This is a genomic window from Methanosarcina soligelidi (genome assembly GCF_000744315.1).
Classification (GTDB): Archaea; Halobacteriota; Methanosarcinia; order Methanosarcinales; family Methanosarcinaceae; genus Methanosarcina; species Methanosarcina mazei.
This window is the reverse complement of sequence record NZ_JQLR01000001.1, coordinates 2,965,784-2,987,124: the sequence shown is the minus strand read 5'-3', so window position 1 is coordinate 2,987,124 and position 21,341 is coordinate 2,965,784. Positions and strand designations below refer to the sequence as shown.

The 21,341-nt window shown below is 40.2% G+C and carries 15 protein-coding genes, 1 tRNA gene and 3 pseudogenes; 14 read left to right on the top strand and 5 right to left on the bottom strand.

The genetic code is table 11. From position 1 onward, the window contains the following. The first annotated feature begins 39 nt into the window (after window positions 1-39). Entirely contained in the window at window positions 40-552 is a 513-nt protein-coding gene (locus M886_RS12875) for an amino acid permease (protein ID WP_235203958.1), read from the top strand. Window positions 553-560: 8 nt separating this feature from the next. Here the strand turns inward: M886_RS12875 and M886_RS17925 are convergent. Continuing rightward, window positions 561-1,657, bottom strand: a pseudogene (locus M886_RS17925) (IS630-like element ISMma8 family transposase). A 57-nt stretch (window positions 1,658-1,714) separates the two neighbouring features. On the opposite strand from M886_RS17925, the gene M886_RS12860 reads away from it, so the two are divergent. The 9 genes and pseudogenes from M886_RS12860 to M886_RS18385 all read left to right on the top strand — a co-directional run. Continuing rightward, window positions 1,715-2,560, top strand: a complete 846-nt coding sequence (locus tag M886_RS12860) for an APC family permease (RefSeq protein ID WP_235203957.1) — start codon at window positions 1,715-1,717, stop codon at window positions 2,558-2,560. Window positions 2,561-2,825: 265 nt separating this feature from the next. Then, window positions 2,826-3,212, top strand: a complete 387-nt coding sequence (locus tag M886_RS12855; RefSeq protein ID WP_048037196.1) for an SET domain-containing protein — start codon at window positions 2,826-2,828, stop codon at window positions 3,210-3,212. Between the two features lie 206 nt (window positions 3,213-3,418). After that, complete coding sequence (locus M886_RS12850; RefSeq protein WP_048051292.1) at window positions 3,419-4,237, top strand: hypothetical protein; 819 nt, start codon at window positions 3,419-3,421, stop codon at window positions 4,235-4,237. A 358-nt stretch (window positions 4,238-4,595) separates the two neighbouring features. Then, window positions 4,596-5,972, top strand: coding sequence for a TRAFs-binding domain-containing protein (locus M886_RS12845; protein WP_048051291.1), 1,377 nt, complete (start codon window positions 4,596-4,598; stop codon window positions 5,970-5,972). 186 nt (window positions 5,973-6,158) lie between these two features. Continuing rightward, window positions 6,159-7,106, top strand: a complete 948-nt coding sequence (locus M886_RS12840) for a caspase family protein (protein ID WP_048051290.1) — start codon at window positions 6,159-6,161, stop codon at window positions 7,104-7,106. 304 nt (window positions 7,107-7,410) lie between these two features. Beyond that, window positions 7,411-8,052 (top strand): hypothetical protein, encoded by a 642-nt coding sequence (locus M886_RS12835; RefSeq protein ID WP_200880722.1) that lies wholly within the window; start codon window positions 7,411-7,413, stop codon window positions 8,050-8,052. A 141-nt stretch (window positions 8,053-8,193) separates the two neighbouring features. Beyond that, on the top strand, window positions 8,194-8,409 hold the full coding sequence (locus M886_RS17920; RefSeq protein ID WP_084685088.1) for a metal-dependent hydrolase: 216 nt from the start codon (window positions 8,194-8,196) through the stop codon (window positions 8,407-8,409). Between the two features lie 334 nt (window positions 8,410-8,743). Next, window positions 8,744-9,775, top strand: a pseudogene (locus tag M886_RS12830) (IS110 family transposase); the annotation flags it as partial. A gap of 121 nt (window positions 9,776-9,896) precedes the next feature. After that, window positions 9,897-10,106 (top strand): annotated as a pseudogene (locus tag M886_RS18385) (IS110 family transposase); the annotation flags it as partial. A gap of 420 nt (window positions 10,107-10,526) precedes the next feature. Here M886_RS18385 and M886_RS12825 read toward each other — a convergent pair. Then, a tRNA-Leu gene (locus M886_RS12825) sits at window positions 10,527-10,611 on the bottom strand. 97 nt (window positions 10,612-10,708) lie between these two features. Here M886_RS12825 and M886_RS12820 point away from each other — a divergent pair. Both M886_RS12820 and M886_RS12815 read left to right on the top strand, forming a co-directional pair. After that, on the top strand, window positions 10,709-11,464 hold the full coding sequence (locus M886_RS12820) for an MBL fold metallo-hydrolase (RefSeq protein ID WP_011034843.1): 756 nt from the start codon (window positions 10,709-10,711) through the stop codon (window positions 11,462-11,464). 276 nt (window positions 11,465-11,740) lie between these two features. Next, window positions 11,741-12,085 carry a hypothetical protein gene (locus M886_RS12815; protein WP_011034844.1) on the top strand — a complete coding sequence of 115 codons (345 nt, stop codon included), beginning with the start codon at window positions 11,741-11,743 and terminating at the stop codon, window positions 12,083-12,085. A 330-nt stretch (window positions 12,086-12,415) separates the two neighbouring features. Here M886_RS12815 and M886_RS12810 read toward each other — a convergent pair whose 3' ends face one another. From M886_RS12810 to M886_RS12800, 3 genes are all read right to left on the bottom strand, one after another. After that, a complete protein-coding gene (locus M886_RS12810; protein ID WP_235204030.1) occupies window positions 12,416-13,696 on the bottom strand; it encodes a glycosyltransferase in 1,281 nt (426 codons plus the stop codon). Between the two features lie 119 nt (window positions 13,697-13,815). Continuing rightward, window positions 13,816-14,826 (bottom strand): glycoside hydrolase family 130 protein, encoded by a 1,011-nt coding sequence (locus tag M886_RS12805; RefSeq protein ID WP_048051288.1) that lies wholly within the window; start codon window positions 14,824-14,826, stop codon window positions 13,816-13,818. A gap of 5 nt (window positions 14,827-14,831) precedes the next feature. After that, window positions 14,832-17,216: a glycosyltransferase gene (locus tag M886_RS12800; RefSeq protein ID WP_048051287.1), complete on the bottom strand. Its 2,385-nt coding sequence runs from the start codon at window positions 17,214-17,216 to the stop codon at window positions 14,832-14,834. Between the two features lie 1,150 nt (window positions 17,217-18,366). Here M886_RS12800 and M886_RS12795 point away from each other — a divergent pair. Together M886_RS12795 and M886_RS12790 are read left to right on the top strand one after the other, a co-directional pair. Beyond that, window positions 18,367-20,394, top strand: a complete 2,028-nt coding sequence (locus M886_RS12795) for a disaggregatase related repeat-containing protein (RefSeq protein WP_011034848.1) — start codon at window positions 18,367-18,369, stop codon at window positions 20,392-20,394. A gap of 308 nt (window positions 20,395-20,702) precedes the next feature. After that, window positions 20,703-21,227 (top strand): hypothetical protein, encoded by a 525-nt coding sequence (locus M886_RS12790; RefSeq protein WP_011034849.1) that lies wholly within the window; start codon window positions 20,703-20,705, stop codon window positions 21,225-21,227. Window positions 21,228-21,341 lie beyond the last annotated feature (114 nt).

Here is a 21,341-nt window from a genome sequence, read left to right as displayed (position 1 = left end):
TATTTGCTGGAACTTTACCGGACACATGTAAGAGGAAAAATGAGAAAACTGGAAAAAACAATCACGCTCAGGAGGGGACTGGGACTTGCAATCTGCATGCTTATCGGGACAGGCATTCTGGCACTGCCCGGTCTTGCGCTCGATGCCGGCAGCGCTCATGAAGCGATTCTTGGCTGGTTCCTGATTGCCCTTATTGCAGTACCTCTTATACAGATCTGCGCCCGCCTGGGCCTGAAATTCCCTTCAACTGCAGGGCTTGCAGGGTATGCCGAAGAAGCCGTGGGTCCCTGGGGAGGGTATGCAGTCTCGTATCTTGTAGGCGGTTCTTTCTTTTTCGGGCTTCCTGCTGTTGCTCTTATCGGCAGCGAATACATGAAGCAGCTATTCAGCCTGACAGAGACAGGAGTAGCCCTGTTTGCAGTCCTTCTTGTAACATTAATGTTTATCTCAAACCTGGCAGGAATGAAAGCAGTATCCATGATCAACTATGCGGCTCTGGCTGTATTATTTCTGCTTACGGGCCTTCTTATAGTTTTTAACCTAGTGTCTTAGCAACTTAATTATGGTGCATAATGCTTGGACATTTTCTCATCAGCAACTTTTCTCGTAAACTTCCAGTTGATCTTACTTTCATGTTCATTTCTTCTCTTTGTCCATGCACCCACTTCGTGGGTAAGTGTCTGCATATCTCCGATCCTTCTGTCTGTACATTCAATATCCATTACATTGATCTCTATTTCTGCAGCATTAAGCCAACTTGCATGTTTTGGTGTGTAATGGAATTCTATCTTGTCCAGAATCTTTTTTGCTTCCTCTTCGCTGAATGTTTCGTAGAATGACTTTTCTTTATGGATATTGAGATTATCCGTAACCAGTCGGATGACTTCAGCTTCAGAATATTTTTCAGTAAGGAGAATTTTCACGAATTGTGCAAAATCCTTCATAGTTCTTCTTTCGGTGACTTGAGTCACCCTTTTTCCTGCTTTAAATTCTACTGCCACGAATACATTTGCGGTTCCATTCCTGACATATTCGTAATCATATTTTTCTGGACTTCCAGGTTTCATTGGGATAGCTTTCCTCTTATCTCCAAGAAGTTGTTTTGGTTTCTCGTCAAGGCATATGAGAGGTTTTTTCGGGTCATATTTTTCTTCATAGAGGTTGAGAATGTTGTACATTCTTTCTCTATACTCGGCATTTATCTTTTGAATGCACCACATCCGTCTTAACCAAGGTTTAGTTTTGCTTTTTTTAGAATAAGCCGGATGCTCTCCTTGTTTATTGTTTCAAACCCTTCTCTCATCTTCAGTTCTTCAGTAAGCAGTACAAGTGTCCACTTTTTTCTTCCATCAGGAGGTTTGGTACATGCTTGCGCTATGATTTCAGCCGTGTGCTTTTCGGTGTATTTTATAGGCTGGCCAGTTCTTGTTTTATCTTCAAGAGCGCTTTGGAGACCTTCATCCAAGTACCTTTTCTTGATTCGCCCAACAGTATTCCTACTAACATTCAATATCTCTACGATCTCGGTGTTCTTTTTATTCTTGTTGGCAAGTAACAGGATTCGTGCTCTTGTTAGTTCTCGTGCACTTTTCTGTCCCTTTTTAACAAAGTCTATGAGGTACTGCACCTCATCTTCTTCAAGTTTTATTTTTGCCATGAATGAAGATACAGATGGGATTCAAAGTTTATAATAATGACTCAAAATTAAGTTGCCATGACACTAGATTTCCTGGGTTCGGGACTAGAGGTTGCCGGTGAAGTTTTCAGGGGCAGTGAAAAAATAGACCTTAGCAATGTCTGGAATGTCTCAGCACTTCTTTTCTGGGCATTCATTGGCTGGGAAAACCTTTCTTTTTCCCTCGGGGAGATAAAAGAACCCGAGAAAAACGTGCCTTTACTTTACTGGTTGAGTTTTGCACTTGTAACCTCGATTTATATTGTCCTGGCTCTCATAAGTACAGGAGCAAGTGCCTCAGGTGTCCCCCTGGAAGGGGCTGCGGGTCTTTCAGGACTTGTCCTTTTTACTCCCGGTGGAAGCCTGCTTATATGGCTTATGGTAATAGTAATTGCAGCAAACGCCTGTTCGTGGAATTTTACTGCAAGCCGCCTGCTCTATTCCGGGGGCAGGACAGGTGCCTTCCCTGATGTTTTTGGCAAGCTTTCAGGAAAGAATATCCCCGTATCCAGCCTTTTGGGGCTGTATGTCCTGTCAATATTACTTATCCTCGGAACTTACGTTTTCAAAATCCCTGTGTCAGCCATGATGCTGCTCGTAAACCAGAACTTCGTATTCCTCTATGCCTTTATCATTATCGCCTACTGGAAAACAGAAACTGGCTGGCAGAAATGGGTTTTTTCGGTTCTTGCACTCCTGTCTCTTAGTTTTCTGGTCTCAGGTTTTACGTGGAAAATCATTTACCCTGTCTTTTTGATAGGGCTTGGATACTGGAGATTTCTCGGGAGAAAGAATTCCGAAAAAACCATTTCCTCCAGAAAGGAACATGTAATTCGGGAAGAAGCCCAGGAAATACCCTGCCTTACCCGGCATCAGGAACAATAGTAATTCTGCTGTCTCTACTGTTTCTACTGTTTCTACTGTCTCTGCTGTCTCTGCTGTCTCTGCTGTCTCCGCTATCTAAAAATTCCGCGGTTTCAAAAATGTTAGTATGGACTTCTAAAAGGGTTGCAATATTTTTGGAACGCCTGCAAAAATTTACAAAAACCTTTTTATGAAAATCTTCTGACAGAAAATTATAAATGAGTTGACTTCAGAAAATAATGCAATAGTTCCAGGCAGTTTACAATACGTGCAGGAGCCTGATCAAATGTCATTGATAAGTGTTAAAGACGCACCAGGAAAAGGTAGAGGCGTATTTGCACAGAGAGATCTTAAAAAAGGTGAAGTGATAGAAACCTGTCCGGTTATCGTCCTTCCTCCTGAAGAAGTAAATACTCTTGAGCTTACCCGGCTCTACAATTATTACTTCGCATGGGGAACCGATTCAACAGCAGCAGCGATTGCTTTGGGCTATGGATCCCTTTATAACCACTCGTACACCCCAAACGCAAAATACCAGAAAGACTTCAACAACGGCCTTTTAAAATACGTCTGTATAAAAGATATAAAGAAAGATGAGGAAATTACCATAAACTATAACTGTGACCCTGAAGACAAAACCCCGGTCTGGTTTGATGTTGCAAGCCAGAACTGATTTTTTGTATCATAAATTATTATGGTACCATAGAATAGTATGGCATCATAGAATAGTATGATTTCAACATTTTTTAATTTTAATTTTTAATTTTTAATTTTAATTTTTAATTTTAATTTTTAATTTTAATTTTAATTTTTAATTTGACTTTCTGTAGTATTTCTATTCCATAGCTACGTTTAAAGAACATATCCGGGTTTCTATAAATGGAAAATATACTTTTTGATGCCTTAAAACTCAGTCTGTTCGAAACTTTCTGTGTCACAGGTGCTCTGATCCTCACAGGCATACTCCTTGGGATACTTGAGTACAGAGCCAACTTTTATATCCAGAGTATTTTCGGCATGAAAGGAATTATGCTTACATCCTGGTTAGGCACTCCTATTCACGAATCAGGCCACCTTCTCATGTGCTACCTTTTCAAGCACAAAGTAAGTGAATTCAAACTATTTACCCTGAAACCCAGGGATGGAGTACTGGGATACGTCAACCACAGCTGGAACTCAAAAAGCCTTTATCAGAATATAGGGAACTTTTTCATAGGCATGGGTCCCATATTCAGCGGAACAGCAGCTCTTATTCTTGGAATGTACCTTTTCCTTCCAGATTCCTTTTCCACTTTTTCAAATTATCTTTCTTTTGAACCCGGAAAGCCCGATTCACAGACGTTAGCGGATATTTTCATGCTGACAATCCAGCTTTTTAAAAGCATTTTTACGGCAGAAAATCTGGCTTCCCCCGGTTTTTTGATTTATTTTGCTCTTGCAATTGCGATTTCCTCCCACATAGCTCTGAGCAAAGAAGACCTTAAAGGAGCAGGGAGAGGCCTGATTACTATCTTTTTCTTCATTTTACTGGTGAATGCCTTTGCCCTGCTTCTCAATACCGATTTTTCCGGCTTTTTTATGAGGATCCTGGTTCTGAATATTTATATGCTTGCGTTTTCAATGATTTCAGTTGTTTTTTCTTTAATCAGGCTGGTTTTAAGTGCTTTTGTTTATATGCTTGTGCATAAAATCATATGATAGACAACATTTTTTCTTTCTGGAGTCAGTTGTAGAACTATTTTCCGATATGAAATTATGGTTCGCACATACCAAAAAATAGAAATGATCAAAGCTGCACTGGTCCGCCCAGATGCAAACAAATGTGATATTCAACTTGAATAATCATTGCTTATTTCTAAGTATGCTATTAATAAAAATCAAAAATGCATATTTCTAAAATAATTTGTCTATATATTTTAAACATAAGTATCACATCCTTATAAAAAAAGACTTATTTGCTTCCAATGTAATTTTCAAGTGCTGATTTCTTAACTCTGAAGTCATCAGCAAATTGAAAATATTGCCTTCATAGGGAATTATTGGACTGGGTGAATTAATGAGCGGAAATAATTACAAATCAATATGTTTCGTTGCTATGCCCTATGGCAAGAAAACTGATTTGGCAACTGGAACTGAAATCGATTTTGACAAAATATACGAATTGGCCATAAAACCAGCAATTGAGGAAGCGGGACTGGAGCCACTGCGTGGTGATGAAGAGCTAACCGGGGGGATAATTCATACTACAATGTTTGCCAGGCTATTACTTTCAGAGTATGTTGTGGCTGATTTAACTCTTTCCAATCCGAACGTATTTTATGAACTGGGAATCCGTCACGCCGTCAAACCATTTACTACAGTGCCCATTTACGCCAAAATACATCCTTTACCTTTTGACGTGGACATGATTAGGTCAATTGGTTATAACCTAAAAAACGGTATTTTATCAAAAGAGGCAGCTGAAAATCTAAAATCTGAACTTATGAAACGTATTCAACAAGCGATCAACGGTCCTCAAGCAAATGACAGCCCACTATTTGAATTGATCCCGAAATTTCCAGCTATCAAGCTGCCATATGAAGTAACATACTCTTTTAGAGAACGAGTTAGCCACGACAAAGAATTCCATGAACGTCTTGACAAGGCCAAATTAAAACCATCTAATCAGGAACGATGTGTGGCCCTTCTAGAGATTCAAGAAGATTTAGGTGATCTGAAAGGAACTCAAGCTAGTATACTCTTAGATCTGATGCTCTCTTTTCGCAGTGTGGAAGCCTGGAACAAAATGACGGATTTATGCGAAGCTTTTCCGGATTATTTAAAAAATAATATCTTTGTACGTCAGCAGTGGGCCTTTTCACTAAATCGACGAAACAAACCGGGAGATAGGGATAAAGCTGTTTCACTTCTCACAGAGGTTATGAAAGAATATGGTCCCGATCCCGAGACTCTTGGTATATTAGGGCGCATACACAAGGACCGCTACCGTGAAGCAAAAGAGAAGGGGAGCATTATAGCTTTAGCTGCCCTGGACGAATCAATCTCTACTTATGTTGAGGGCTTCAATTCAGATCCTCGTGATTACTATCCGGGCATAAATGCTATTACACTACTTATCGAGAAAGGCGATAAAGAAGCTTTGAAAAAGGCGGAACAGCTAGCTCCGCTCGTAAGTTTTGCAGTGGCTCGCCGTGGTGGTGCCAGTTCCAATAACTACTGGGATCTTGCTACGGTACTCGAACTTAATTGTATAAGCTGTGATTGGGTTTCTGCAGTAAACGTTTTACCAAAAGTTCTAGACAAAGCAAAAGAATCATGGATGCTAAAGTCCACATCAGACAATCTTAGAATGTTAAAACAGGCTCGTATTTGCCAAGGTCATAATATAGAAAAGCTTCAAGAGATTATCAAAGAATTCGAGAAATGTATATGATTTAAAGTAAGTAGATTGACAAAGAGCTTGAAATTGCAGAGTACTTGGAAGACCTATAATTGCTGTTGAACTTGGGGATCAGAAAGAACATCGAGAATTGTAAAAAAGCATGTTGATAGGATTGTAAAATGGGACACTAAGTCAATAGTTGGTGCAATAAGGGACTGGGCATAAGGTGATGGAATCATGAGAAAGGCATTGGTTATAGGAATCGATAATTATCCATACGATCCATTAGAGGGCTGTGTAAATGACGCTGTATGTGTGGCCAGTCTACTGAAAAAAAATGGAGATGAATCCCCCAATTTTGATGTTAGATTAATTACAAATCCTTCAGACAGGCAGGATATTACCACAACAAGAAGGTTAATTGATGAACTTTTTGAAACACATAGTGATGTTGCGTTATTTTATTACGCGGGTCATGGTTTGTTAAAATCTACAGGTGGGTATATTATTACATCAGATTTTAAAACACATAATGAAGAAATACCTATGAGCGAAATCCTTGGTCTTGCAATAAACTCAAGAGCTAGAAGTAAAATCATTATCTTAGATTGTTGTCATGCGGGCTCCTTTGCGGAATCAAATCTTGGAAACTCAAGTATTTCCAATTTATGCGATGAGTTGACAGTAATTACAGCTAGTCGTGACATCGAGTCTGCAGATGAAATAGGTGGCCATGGAGTATTCACTTCATTATTAATAGATGCACTTCAAGGGGGAGCTGCAGATATTCGGGGACATATCACAGCTGGAAGTATATATGCTTACATAGATTCTGCTCTTAGTGCCTGGGCACAAAGGCCTATTTTCAAAACAAATGTTTCCAGATTTGTACCAATCAGGAGCATAAATCCAAAAATATCACTTGAAAAGCTGAGACGAATTCCCAAATACTTCCCAAAGCCTGAAAATGAATTTAAATTGGATCCTTCTTATGAACCTACTTCAGAGAAGGCTATTGCTTTTAAATGTGCGATATTCAAGGATTTACAAGATTTTGAATCTGAAGGACTTGTAAAACCTGTGGATGAAGAACATATGTATTATGCTGCAATGAATTCAAAATCTTGTAAGTTGACCGCTTTAGGATATCACTATTGGAGATTAGTCAAACAAAACAAACTATAATTTCATTTTGGCAAGAATTAATACTCAAATCTCTATTGTCCAGCAATTAGGCTCGGTTATTTACTCACTTAATATGAGATGATCGTCTTACCCCTTCAGATTTAAACTTGCCTTTATACAGATGTTTTAATAATCGGCCTTCAAAATCGAATTCCTTACTATTTTATCTATTGCTACGCCTCTATATATCAAAACGAAAAATTTTTAATCGTTTGTGAAATGATGGTTTCTAATCAAAAGCTGATGGGATCAAATCTAATTTTAAATTTCCGCATAATCGCAAAAGAGTTTTTAAAATGGTTCTATGGAAATTCCAGTGTTTCTTAGTTATGCAAAGCCATTCAATCAAAAACAAACAAAATTTATCCTCAAAGTTGCAGGACATTTAGTAGAGAATGGCTTCAAGCCGAGAACTCTAGGAATTACCGACAATAGTACTTCAGCACCATTAATCAAAATAAGAGAGATAATAAATGAATCTCATGGGCTATTATCAGTTGCATTTAGGCGAAGTTTTATAGAAAAAGGAGTTGGTAAACCTAATACAAATCTGACAGGGCATACACAGTACGATATTTCTCAAAAATGGATTACAAGTCCCTACTGTCAAATTGAACCTTCCATGGCTTTTCAAATAGATATGCCCATCTTGATTTTTAGGGAAAAAGGGGTTATTGATGATGGTATTCTTGAAAAAGGCGTTGTTGGTTCCTATATGCCTGAATTTGATCTCGATTCCTCAATTGATCAATATTTCAAATCTTCCGAATGGAATCAGTTGCTTGCTGAATGGAAAGAGTCAGTACTAGAATATAAAAGGTGGAAACAGTTCAAATCGGATGTGCTTGTCCGCCACATAATAAGTTGCTGCATCTGTGAAGAAAAAGGGATAACATTCGATCATTTGTATAAGGCATTCAAAATGTCTATAGATAGAGAAGGTTGAAATCATTATGAAAAATTTGCAGCCATTATTGATGCGGATGGAAATTTTGAAAGTAGATATAGAATTCCTAAGCACTCACTAGAATCTGATTATATCTTAATCTGTAATACTGTTTTCAAAGATTGACCATTCAATTTCAATATTACTTCCATAAATCAGCAGCATAGAAAGTTTTTCCATTCTCTTCTTTTCCTGGCCATTTTGCTGCTATATCTTAATCAGATCTATTTGAATCTTATAACTGTAGGGTCGGCAGATAAAGTTACTATCTGGCTCTTTTTTGCAGGGGCTGGGTATGCTTCGCATCTGGTGCTAGACGCGCTTACGCCTTCAGGACTTCCGATCGTGGGGCTGTAAGTGGTTTCTATGAATTTCGACCCATACAACATCACTCGTTTTACCGGGTCTGTCTTTTCACGCTCGACGAAGGAGAGCGGTCGTCTCAAAAAACACACATGATATTCTTGGAATAACATGCCCAAAAAATGAAAGTCCTTTTCACTTAGCTTTTTTGATAATAGAACTCCATCATTACCTTTGGACAGGAAGGTTGTTTTTACTTTGGTTCTCCGAAGCCGTCAAAAAACTAACCATTGAATTGCCATCGAAGGCCCAGATGTGACCTTGATAACGGATGCCAAATTGCCTTTGAAGCAATTCTACTGTCCTGGAAATGATAGAGTAATGTAAATTGGACGGAGAAATAAACAAATCTTGTGGTTTAGACATTCACAAACGTTTTGTTATTGCTACTACACTCAGTAGATCCGGTGAAAAACAACAACATCGTTTTGCCAGAGATGATGATGGGATTTTAGATCTTAAAAATTTGGTAACCTCTGAAAAATGTGATGTTGTTGCCTGTGAATCAACAAGTGATTTCTGGGTTCCGATTTATGAGGCATTGATAGATCATTTGCCTGTTATAGTCGGAAATGCTCGAAACATGAAAGCATTTACACATAAAAAAACAGATAAAATAGATTCCGAAGTAATTGCACAACTTGCGTTGAATAAAATGGTTCAACCATCAAGAGTTTTTCCGAAAAGGCATAGAGAATTCAGGTCATATGTCAGGCTTCGCCTAACTCTTGTAAGAAAAAGAACGGACATTAAAAATGAAGCTCATGCAATTCTTTCCTCCGAAATGTTACATCTGGGTGATGTTCTGACTGACATTTTTGGAAAAAATGGTAGAGCAATTCTAGCAGGAATCTCTTCAGGTAAAAATATTGATCAAATTATAGAGTCGCTTTCTCCAAATGTTCGGAAAAAGAGTGTTCAGATAAGGGAAATTCTAGATAGAGAAATATCACAGAGTGCTGCAATAAGGCTTCATATATGTCTGAACCTTATAAAACATTTAGATGAAGAAATTGAAGTTCTTGAAAGAGAAATTTTCAATTATGCTTATCAAAAGCATAAAAGGGAAATGAAAATTTTGATGTCAGTTCCAGGTATTGGAGAGCTTGGTGCGGCAACTCTAATTGCTGAAATAGGAGATTTCAGGGATTTTCCAACGGGAGATAAACTTGCTTCATGGCTTGGAATAGTTCCCAATGTGTATCAAACTGCAGATAAATACCATAACGGAAGAATCACTAAGAGAGGATCAAAAGTAGCAAGGTGGATTCTAACTCAGATTGCTCAGGCAGCAGCAAGAAAGAAGAATAGTAGCTTAAAAGAGTTTTTTAACAGGAAAAAGAAGACAATTGGATATGCTAAGGAATGGTGAAAATTTAATTTCAAACACTTATGCCCTATATTGCCATTAATGATGTTGGGAAGTGCAATTATAGAACCATTACCAAGTGAAAACTTGAAGTCATATTTCAACCATTCCTAAGGCAATTATTGCCTTAGCAAGGAAAATTGCAACAATAATATGGCATCTGATCACAAACGATGAGATGTACGAAGATGAAACCGGATACCAAAAGGGAGAAGTTAAAAAGAGAAAGATTGTTGAGGCAGAGATATTCTAGGTTGATGAAAGGATAACAATAATTAGTGGAATTATCGCAATTATGGGAAAAAGGAAGGAGAGAGTACGTGATGAGTTTTCTCATCATGGACTTTCATGCCAAATAAAACTAATGTTACTTCCAGTTACTAAAATTTCGACACAATCCCAAAATCTAGTGATAACCATAAAAATCAAAAATCACTAGATTTTGAATATGGCACAATTCTTTGAGCATGACATATTGACCCGCGCCAGAAGAGCTTGAATATTGAGTTTGATCGAAAATTGAATTCTGCAGGGGAATTCAAGATTTCAATCAAAAAATGTAGAAATCACTAGATTTTGGAACTGAGTCAAAATTTCTATAACCTTATTTTTTTGGTTATTTTTGAGGAGTTAACTTCTAAATATTAACTAGTGTGCGCCATTTATACATGAGTGTACACTTTTTCGAGCTACATGTGCCCTAACAACAGATTCGGAGATAGATGTAACAACAAAATACAGATGCGAGGGGTGGGATTCGAACCCACGAAATCCTTCGATATCGGATCTTAAGTCCGACGCCTTTGGCCTGGCTGGGCAACCCTCGCGCCTGGGGAAAAATCAGTCAATTTTGAGCCGCAAAAACTTTGTTACGCAGACATGCTTTAAATAAAGTTAAATTATTTAAAGTTTATTCTCTACCTTATGGAGATTACATTTCTTGGCACTGGAGTTGCGATCCCTCAAAAGGGTCGGGTACAGTCAGGAGTAATGGTCAGGCTTGAGGAAAAACCTCTGCTTATTGACTGCGGGAGCGGTGTTTTGAGCCGTTTTCCCGATGCCGGAATCTTACATACGAACGTTGATACCGTACTTCTTTCACACCTTCACCTTGACCACGTAGCTGACCTGATCCCTCTCGTGAAAGCGAACTGGCTCAGAGGAAAGACTGATATGAGGATTTATGGCCCTGACGGGACTGAAGACTGGTTTTCAACAGTGCTTGGAGCTTATGAATATATCCTGGATGGGGTAAACGTGGATGTTATAGAACTCTCTCCCGGAAAAGAATTCACACCTGAAGGATTTGACTGTGAAATAACCTGTGCAGCCGCTGCCCATAGTGTCCCGACTCTGGCATACCGCGTGACAGCAGAAGATGGAGAATTTGTTTACTCTGGCGACACCGAGCCCTGCAGGGATGTAATGGACCTCGCAGTTGAAACCGACCTACTTATTCACGAGTGCTCCTTCCCCGCGGGCACAAAAGTAACAAACCATACTACTCCAGTCACGCTGGCCGAAATGCTTGAGGAATACAACATGGAGATCGGAAGCATCTGCCTGACGCATTTCTATCCCGAGATGAGAGGACATGAAAGAGAAGCAGTGCACCGCCTGAAAGGTTATGGCGATGGCGAGATTATCCTTGCAGAAGACCTTATGAGACTTGAGCTGTAATCCTGCCCGAGTCCTACCTGAGACCCGACTCTCCCGGAGTTGTGTTTCGGGAGCTTTCTTCTTTAACATTTTCTTTTTCTTTCTGGGAAGCCTGCAAGAGAGGGTACATGCGTATCCTGAGGGGATACATGTATATCCTGTTATGAGAATTAAGAAACTCCTGAAAATATTAAGTTCTGCAGCCCCATGAATTAAATAGCAGAAGCATGAATCATCTTTTGTTCAGAAATAACTCTAAATCGGACTTAACCACTTACATATATTGTGAGCGATTACATGGCAAGAATACTTTCAGAAACGGATATTGGAGTATTGAAGACGCTTGCACCTGAGTGTGAAGGGTACCTCTGTTCAGGGTCAGGTGTTAATTACCGTTCTATCCTTCCACCTGTGGCAAACCACTTCTCAAAGGATGCAGACGATTTTTTGAGAAGGATCAAATTGCTCTCAAGGTATGACCTTGAATACCTTATCAGGCTTATCCTCTCAGGAGAAGAAAGCCTGGGATGTATCCCCCCTGATTATTTTGTCCTTTTTGTAGGAAACGTATCTGAAAGGCTGGGAGAGGATATTGCAGCTCAGGTTAGACGGGCATATGAAGGTTCTGAATGTCCTTCCTGAAAACCTGAATATCCAAAACATGAAGGAATAAAGACTAAACACTGAACTAAAGACTAAACACTGAACTAAAGACTAAACACTGAACTAAAGACTAAACACTGAACTAAAGACTAAACACTGAACTAAAGACTAAACACTGAACTAAAGACTAAACACTGAACTAAAGACTAAACACTGAACTAAAGACTAAACACTGAACTAAAGACTAAACACTGAACTCGAAGGATATTTTTACCGCCAAAAAAGAACAGGTATTGATCTGGAATAACTGTATCTGCTCCCGGACCCAAGGTAAGTACCTTTCCAGCTGTCTCCCTGCGCAGGATAAAATCACGCTCTTCCGTATTTGTCCTCAAACCTTTCTATGTCATCTTCTCCCAGGTAATCCCCCTGTGCAATCTCGATGAATACAAGGTTTTGACCGCCTGTGTTTTTTACGCGGTGTATTTCTTTTACTCCAAGATCGACAGAATCTCCTGAGAAAACTCTTATCTGGTCAGTATTTTTAGTTACAAAACCTTCTCCGCTGACAATATACCAGTGTTCCTGCCTGTGGGCATGGCGCTGGAGAGAGATTTCTTCCTGAGGAAGGACGGTTATGCGCTTTACTTTATACCCCGGTTTTTCGGTAAGGATCTCATAAAAACCCCAGGGCCTTTTCTCCTCGCGTTTGTATTTTTCCAGAATCGTTTCATATACTTTAATGTAGTCTTCAACCATCCTCTCAACAGAGAACCGTTTTTCCACGCTTTCCCTGCACTTTTTTCGGGATATGGAACCGAGCTTCTGCACACCTTCTACGGCTTCCTCGACTCCGTTTACGAGAAACCCTGTTTCTCCATCAATAATCAGTTCAGGCATTGCACCTTTGTTTATTGCAATTACAGGCGTTCCGCAGGTAAGGGCTTCAACCACACCGAGCCCGAAAGCCTCTTCATAATTGATCATATGCAGGAGAGCCCGGGCATGTGAGAGGAGGTCCTTTTTATGTTGATGAGATACGTGCCCCTCGTAAATGATCTGCTCGCTGTCTATATGGGGTGCGACTTCATTTTCGAAATACTCAGGGTCAGCAATAAAGCCGGCTATCTTCAGTCTCATTCCTGTCCTTTTTGCAACTTCTATCGCTTCTTTCGTGCCTTTATCCCTGTGAATACGGGATATATAAAGAAGGTAATCTTCGGGACTCTCATTAAAAGGAAAGCTCTCTGTATCTATTCCGTGATGGACTGTTGCTATATATTCCAGCTCATCGCACCTGTAGGCGTCACTTATGGAGACATAAAAGGTGCTGTTGTTGTATTTTTTATAGACCGGAAGAATTCTTCTCGAAGAAATGCCGTGTACGGTTGTTACAACAGGCGTGTCTACAAGCCTGCTGTAGGTAAGAGGCAGGTAATCAAAATGATTATGGATTATATCAAATTCATCTGCCCTCTCAAAAACCTCAGAAATGTGCAGGCACTCGTACACTTTCACATGGATGTTTTTATCTTCTTCGTATGGTCTTGGGCACACTGCATGAAGCTTGCCTGAAGTGTGAGAGTCGGCTGTTGCAAAAAGCGTAACGTCAATACCCCGTTTTACCAGTCCTTCGGTCAATAGGGACACCATTGCCTCCCAAGGACCGTACTTTTTAGGCGGTGTACTCCAGGCAATCGGAGATAACATGGCAATTCTGATAACTATCCCCTTCTTTATGTTTGGTTATATTTCTTATTCCCACAATTTTATCTGGGAGTAACCTGTTTGTGGCCCTCAAAAAATCTACAGTATTCATCCGGACACTGCTCCTCAGGACATTCATGGATGTACTTCAGAACATCACTGACTTTTGCGGTTGCAAGGGATACGGATGTGTCTGCACTCCCGTAATAAATGCGGATCTCATCATCAAAAAGAACCCATCCGCAGGGGAAAACAACATCATTGACATCTCCGCTGCGTTCATATAGTTCACGTGGACCGAAAATCCAGCCCTCTGACCTGTGGAGCACTTTTCTGGGGTCATCAGGGTCAAGGAGAGCCATTCCAAGCCGATAACTTGCTTTGGATGTTGTCTGGCGTACACCGTGATACATAATTAACCATCCGTCAGATACGCGGATTGGCTGAGGTGATAAACCTATTTTGCGTGCGTCCCACCACCCTCCGTCCCTGGCGTAAAGAAGAACCTCGTGTTCTCCCCAGTATTTCATATCAGGGGAAAATGAGATCCAGATATTTGCTTTTGCCCCTGCAATATTGGACACAGGCCTGTGCAGCATTGCCCATCTATCTTTAAATTTTACAGGAAAGATGGCGGCGTCTTTATTCTCAGGAGGCAGGGTAGGTCCTATCCTTTCAAAAGTCTTGAAATCTTCAGTAAAGGCGAGAGCTGTTAATGGACCGGAATCCGAAAAGGCCGTATATGCCACAGCCCATTTTCCTATTTCATCTATGTAGGTTATACGCGGGTCTTCAATGCCGTATATTTCTTCAGGGTAGTTTACAGGGTCAGGAGCAAAGGTCGGCTCGGGATCAATCTCCCATCCGTCTATCCCATTGTCACTCCTGGCAATAGTAAAGTGAGAAAATCCCCTGTGGTCTTCGACCCGAACCAGCAATAATGTCTTACCGTCTACTATTACGGCTGCAGGGTTAAAAACAGAATTAGCCTGATAAGGCCAGTCCTCAACTGTCAGTATAGGATTTCTTTTATATCTTACAAACAGCTCTCCGTGGTCTTTCCAGATTGCCATATTATTCACTCCGCCTGATTAACTGAAAGCAGGCTCTTTCTTTTAGGCATAACTTCTTCACTTGCTGCCTGCTGGAATAGTGTGCCGTAAGCTTTGTCTGAATGCCTGTTTAATGAGTTTAAAGCCATGAGATAACAGATTACGGATTCCGCACCCTGGTTGCAGTTCATCCCGTCGCAGTTGAGCCCATCGCAAACCGAACCTGTAGAAGAGTCATACATGGGAGTTATCAGGCGGTTCCTGCCCAGGAAAAACTCAAAGGAGTACCGTGCAAGCTCCAGGTATTTTCTTTCCCGGACAGTCTCATAAGCTGAAATATAAGCCTGAGTAAGGTAGCCGGCTTCTATTGGCTGCTGGTCAAAAATCGGTTTTTCACCATTGCAGGAATACCAGCCCTGATTCCCGACAATATCGAAAAAGTCGCCTTTCCACTGTATCTCGGTGAGGAAGTCCAGGGTAGCAAGTCCGACTTTTCTGTAAGTCCGGTTTTTGGTGTAGTTGTATGCCAGTATAAGGGACTCACTGAGTTTCGCATTGCTGTATGTGATCGTGGGTTCAAACCAGTTCCAGTCCTCTTTATGATTGCTCTCGTAAAGCTCAACCAGGGAGTCTGCGTGGCTGGTAAATATGGATTCAAAGGTATCCCTGTCCACAAGGGCATTTATAGATTTGACAGCGTCCCTGCGGGAAACGAAAGTAGATTCAAATTCGTCTGCATCCACTCCTGCTCTGAGCATCTCATAAAGCCCGCACATAATGTAGGCTTTTGCCCGGGGATAGTTCAGTTTCTCCATATGCGGCTTTGACTTGCTGATGAGTGTGTGTGCAAGTGTGCGTATATTTTTTGAAATATACGGGCAGCTTACCACGTGTCCAAGCCCGTAAACCGCACGCCCCAGAGTATCTTCACTTCCCTCCTTATCCAGAAATTCCCTTTTATAATTCATAAAGTTATGAAAGTGCCCTGTTTCTGTCTGGGCGTGCTCAAGGAAGCTCATGTATGTGGTAATTAATTTCCAGAGCTCTTCGGCTTTTTCCTGACTATCTATGAGCTGGGTCAGTGCAACAAGCCCTCTGCCCACATCATCCGTACTGTACCCGTGATGCCTGGCAGGTACACCCAGATTGCTGTGCTGTATAATGCCCACATCGTCTGTCAGCAGTTTAAGGTAATCAAGCTTAACCTCTGGAGGATGGTCTGGAAGGAAGTTAAATCTGTTCTGTATTCTGGGATAGGTGTTGTAATTCTTCAAAGCCTTGGCAAAAACGGTGTTATACTCTTTACCTATGTTTTTCCAGGTCATTTTTCTGCCAAAATCGTATGCCTTTTTGCGCATTTTGTTACACTCGTCCGGGTTTTCAATCAGGTATAAAAGGGAATTTTTAAAACCATCCTTATCTCCAAAATCCACGAGTATTCCCCGGTCGTCGGCAAGCATTTCCCGAGCATACCAGTAAGGGGTGGATACGATTGCCTTTCCCATGCCTATGGCATAGGTAAGGGCTCCGCTTACTATCTGTTCTCTGGAAAGGTAAGGAGAAGCGTAAATATCGCTGGCCAGGATATAGTTGCAGAGCTCTTCTTTCTCAACGAATTTGTCGTGGAATACCACATTCTTCTCAAGCCCGAGTTCGGAGACACGTTTCTTCAGGTACTCTCTATAAGCTTCTCCGCTATGCTTTTTAACCACAGGATGGGTAGCACCGAGGATAAGGTAAATGAGGCCAGGATATTTGTTTACGACCTCGGGAAGAGCATCAAGCATACTTTCTATGCCCTTGTTCTGGCTCAGGAGTCCAAAGGTGAGGATAAGCGGGGAGCCTTTCACGTTTAGAATCCGTTTATATTTGGCACAGTCATTAAATGGATAGTCAGGTAAGCCGTGAAAAATAACCTCTATTTTTTCGTCCGGAACTTTATAAACCTCTTTCAGCATATCGACTGCGGTCTGGCTCATTACAACCAGTTTTTCCGAGTACTGGATCAATTTTTCCGTGGATGCGCGGTATTCAGGCAGCGGTTCACGGATCACGGTATGCAGTGTAGTAATCACAGGTTTGTTTATCCCTGATAGAAGAGTGAATATGTGATCTCCTGCATTTCCCCAAAAAAGCCCGAATTCATGTTGAAGACACACGATATCTGCATCGGACTGGTTTATAAAATCCGCAGCCCGGTGATAGTCTTCGAGTTTGTTTCTTTCTATTTGAAAAACGACTTCTTCCGGATAATCATAGGTTTCAGACGGGTCATTAAGCGCAATGACCTCACAACGTATATCTTCATGCACTCCGGCGACTGAATTTAAAAGATCAAATGTAAATGTAGCAATCCCACATTCTTTTGGAACATAGGTTCCTATAAACAAAACTTTCAGTTGCTTATTCAACAATTTCCCCCCAATTAGAGAACCAGACAGAACTTTGTGTCAACACTATTTAAAACACTTAATTAAGTATGCTCCCCACCTGATAACACTTAATTAAGCTGTAAATTTAGCTGTACTGCCTGATTTTAACAGTTCTATTTTTTAACTTTATATATTTTTTAACCGTATACTCTGTTCTCAGCTCAATATGTATCAGCCTCGATATTTGGACAAAGACCATATATCCGCAAAGTTTACCTTCGTATCAAATATAACCTATTTATATTTATCTTAAAATACGAAACTACTTAAAAAACACATAGCTAAATGTTTAAAACATATAGTTAAACTTTATTATTCCTGGCTTTCATCCGCTCAGTTTACTTCTATAGAGCGATTTTGTGATCCTCCATGGACCATCACTTTGCTAAAATTTAGCAAAATGAGTAGCAAAACGTTGACTGGTTATAATAATTGTATTCAATATTATATAATCTTATTTATATATATAATTACACTAGTTGGCTTAAAAAATCTGTGGTTCTTCATTTAAATATTGTAACTCAATAGAAAGTCAAAGGTAACTTTTGTAAAATTGAGCTGCAGAAAAATAGTGTAGGGGAGCTATCATATTTAATATCTATATACTTCTGGCCTGATGTAAACAATAAAATCATTCTACTCCTGTTTATAGCTCAAGATCTTTAGTCTGAATCACTGGTTATTTGAATGATTTTCATCCGTATCAATCTGGCTTTAATATTTTCAGTAGTTGCAAAGCCAGCAGTAACATGATTGGTCCAGATCAGTCCGATTTTTTCAGACATCTTTATAATTTAAATCAATAAGTGCCGCAAATATTTTTATAATATAATGTATAAAGTACAGTATAACTTGGATAATTAACTTAGGGAGATCAATATAAGTTATTGATACTGTTTGCAACCGGGATATCCGGTACAGACAGGAAAATTAAATACTTTAAAAAATCCTGCATTATTTGTCCAGACCAAAAACCAGTATTGTATTTTCGGGTCTGTATCCGTTTTAAGGTTTCTTCTGGAGAACAATTATTCAGGCAGTGGACACTGTCTGCAGGATGGAGATTTTCTGACTACTATCTATATTTTTTGATTATTAAGATCTTAAATTTACTTAATATTAATTTCAGGTGATAATTCTGCTTAACCGTAAATCAGTAATAATTTTTTTAGTAATTTGCTTCGTCCTGTCAGGTTTCTCAGGCGCTTCAAGCGCTGGTTCTGCACCTGTTGTCTATGTGGCAGGAGACGGCAGCGGCGATTATAATTGTGACGGAAAAGATGACCATATACAGATAAATCAGGCACTCAAATACGTTTCTGAGAACTCAGCATATACAACTGTCCATCTCAAAGGTCCTTTCACATACGTAATAAATGAGACTCTTCTGATAGGCAACAATACAATTCTTGAAGGGGACTCCGGCGCGAAGATAAAGCTTGTAAGTAATGCTAACTGGGATGTCAAAAAACCGATGATGAAGGAGAGAAGTTCAGGCAGCCATGATATTACTATCCGGGGTTTTACGATAGACGGAAACAGGGAAGGAAACACCAATGTAGAGAGTGGAAAGGGTTACCACAACCTTATCCACCTGAAAAACTGCCAGAACATAAATGTATATAATATGAATTTGACCAGCAATCACGGCGACGGCCTGAAAACAGACAGCTGTTCGGGCATAAAGCTCCATGACAGCACTATATACCGGCTCGGACACGACGGGCTCTATGCCAGCAGCTGTTCGGATATCGAGGCTTATAATAATACGATAACCTGCAGGACAAACAGTGGGCTCAGGCTTTACAATTCCAATAGAGCACGTCTGCATGACAACATAATCACATCAGACGGTTCTGGAGGAGCGGGAATTGAAATCCAGAAGTATAATTCTCCCGTTATGGACGATATTGAAATCTATAATAACGTGATATACAAAACTGCCCGTGTGGGGATGTGGATTTTCGGAGCAGGATCTTACCCTGACTCATCGGCAGATCTCCACATTCACCATAACCAGATATATGATACCGGGACAAAGTCCAGCAGCATCATAATAGGTGGAATAATTTCCGACGGATTCAACGCTCTCATTGAGAACAACGTGATTGACGGAGTCTACGGAGCTGGAATCGTACAGAAAAATGTGTATTCTTCAGCGCCTTCAGGCTCAGGTTACGTACTTACATTGAGAAACAATATAATTACAAACTCCAGATCTTCTTCAGGAGGAAGTGGATGTGGGGTGTCTAACGAATTAACAGGTACACATTCTTTTGTCCTGCAGAACAATTGCTTCTACGGAAATGAAGCTGGAAACTGCAAAAATGTCCAAGTTTCATCTTCCGATATAAAAGCAGACCCCCGGTATGCTGACAGGAATAACCATGACTACCATCTTAAATCAAATACGGGAAGGTGGAATGGGAAAAGCTGGGTGAATGACGGTATAAATTCTCCCTGTATAGATGCAGGATACAGCCTCTCGGACTATTCTGCCGAACCTCAGGACAACGGGGGCAGGATTAACATCGGGGCTTACGGAAACACGAAATATGCTTCCAAATCCGGATCAGCAGGAGATCAGGCAGCAGGAAAGGTCTATGATAACCGCCTTCGTGAAGCTTCCCCAGAAGCTGTTTTTCAGAATACTTCTTTTATTGATATCGGCGGGATGAGTACGGGCAGGTACAGGGATGCAATGTGGTTTGACCTTAGCAAGTACGAAACCTCAGCAGAAATTGATAATGCAACTCTTTCCCTCTACTGGTATTATCCCGCAGGAAAAACAAGACCTGAAGATACCGTAATAGAGGTTTACAGGCCTGCCTCTGCCTGGAACCCTGATTATGTGAGCTGGAATAAGAGAGACAGAGGAATTGCCTGGAAAAATCCCGGAGGAGACTGGTACGATAAAAACGGAGTCCTTCAGGGCAGTACTCCGTATGCCACGGTAACTCTTAAGAGCAGCACTCTTCCTGACAACAAATATTACAAGCTTGATGTAACCGATCTCATAAATGAGTACATAGGCGGAAAATATGTAAACACCGGTTTTTTAATAAAAGCTCGCACTGAAAACAATAATTACATAGCTTTTTACAGTATGGAGGCAGGAAGTGAAAACCAGCGTCCTAAATTGGACCTGAAAACATAATCCGGTTTCAACAATTATTTAAGGAAAAGTTTTACAGGGTGCAGGATAGTACAGGAAAAGGATAGTACAGGTGAAGAATAATACAGGAAAAGGATCAGTATATTTGATTTCAAACTTTTAAGGAATATAAACTTAATTTAACTTATTTTCCTCCTTTCTTTTCTACAGCTGTCTTTTCCTTCCTTTTTTTCTTATTTCAATTTCTCGTCCCTGAAAATTCGGATTTATTTTGGCCATAACTATGAAAAAATTTAAGAACCTAATGTTGCATATACAGTTAAACTATAATTTAAATGTTGGCGATTGATATGGCAACCAGTGAAGCAAGACAGAAGGCTAATCTAAGAAGAATGAAAGAATTAATGGAAGAAATTGAAAACACTATAGATGATTCTGCTTTGATTGACGAATTAAATGAGCTTATGAGAAAACGCTATCCACTGTCTTTGAAATGGCATCTGATTATATTTAAAAGTGAAGTCGAGAGGAGTTTAAAGTTTCTGGAAGATATAAGAAAAGAAGAAATGAAAATAGCTGGCAAAAATAGAAAACAGGGAAAAGGGCCAAAAGAGGGCCTGAAACAGATTTATTATAAATCCTCAGATATTCCGGGCGCATACAGACTTGATTATTGTCTGGTATATGATACAGATATTAACCAGTATAAATGGCTAAGATGCAACACCCCAAGAAATACGAGAGCAAAGGTTTTCACAATTCCAAAATCGATGATTGGAGAAGATAGGCTCCACTGGAGTGAAGAAACAAAACAGAAGTGGGGAGAAGACAGTATCGGGCAGATGGAACTGGTTGAGAGGGCTATAAACAATTAAAAGTTCTCGTGTCATACCTACGTGCATTGAAGTCCACCAGCGTAAGAGAACTTATAAAACCGGCTGTATAATACCATTATATAAGGTTAATAAGGGTTCTCAGGGCCGGGATGA

What these genes read in the sequence shown, in the direction of transcription:
- M886_RS12875 (WP_235203958.1), top strand. Translation starts at nt 40, where the DNA reads ATGAGAAAACTGGAAAAAACAATCACGCTCAGGAGGGGACTGGGACTT.
- M886_RS12820 (WP_011034843.1), top strand. Translation starts at nt 10,709, where the DNA reads ATGGAGATTACATTTCTTGGCACTGGAGTTGCGATCCCTCAAAAGGGT.
- M886_RS12815 (WP_011034844.1), top strand. Translation starts at nt 11,741, where the DNA reads ATGGCAAGAATACTTTCAGAAACGGATATTGGAGTATTGAAGACGCTT.
- M886_RS12805 (WP_048051288.1), bottom strand. Translation starts at nt 14,826, where the DNA reads ATGGCAATCTGGAAAGACCACGGAGAGCTGTTTGTAAGATATAAAAGA.
- M886_RS12835 (WP_200880722.1), top strand. Translation starts at nt 7,411, where the DNA reads ATGGAAATTCCAGTGTTTCTTAGTTATGCAAAGCCATTCAATCAAAAA.
- M886_RS12790 (WP_011034849.1), top strand. Translation starts at nt 20,703, where the DNA reads ATGGCAACCAGTGAAGCAAGACAGAAGGCTAATCTAAGAAGAATGAAA.
- M886_RS12855 (WP_048037196.1), top strand. Translation starts at nt 2,826, where the DNA reads ATGTCATTGATAAGTGTTAAAGACGCACCAGGAAAAGGTAGAGGCGTA.
- M886_RS12860 (WP_235203957.1), top strand. Translation starts at nt 1,715, where the DNA reads ATGACACTAGATTTCCTGGGTTCGGGACTAGAGGTTGCCGGTGAAGTT.
- M886_RS12845 (WP_048051291.1), top strand. Translation starts at nt 4,596, where the DNA reads ATGAGCGGAAATAATTACAAATCAATATGTTTCGTTGCTATGCCCTAT.
- M886_RS12840 (WP_048051290.1), top strand. Translation starts at nt 6,159, where the DNA reads ATGAGAAAGGCATTGGTTATAGGAATCGATAATTATCCATACGATCCA.
- M886_RS12850 (WP_048051292.1), top strand. Translation starts at nt 3,419, where the DNA reads ATGGAAAATATACTTTTTGATGCCTTAAAACTCAGTCTGTTCGAAACT.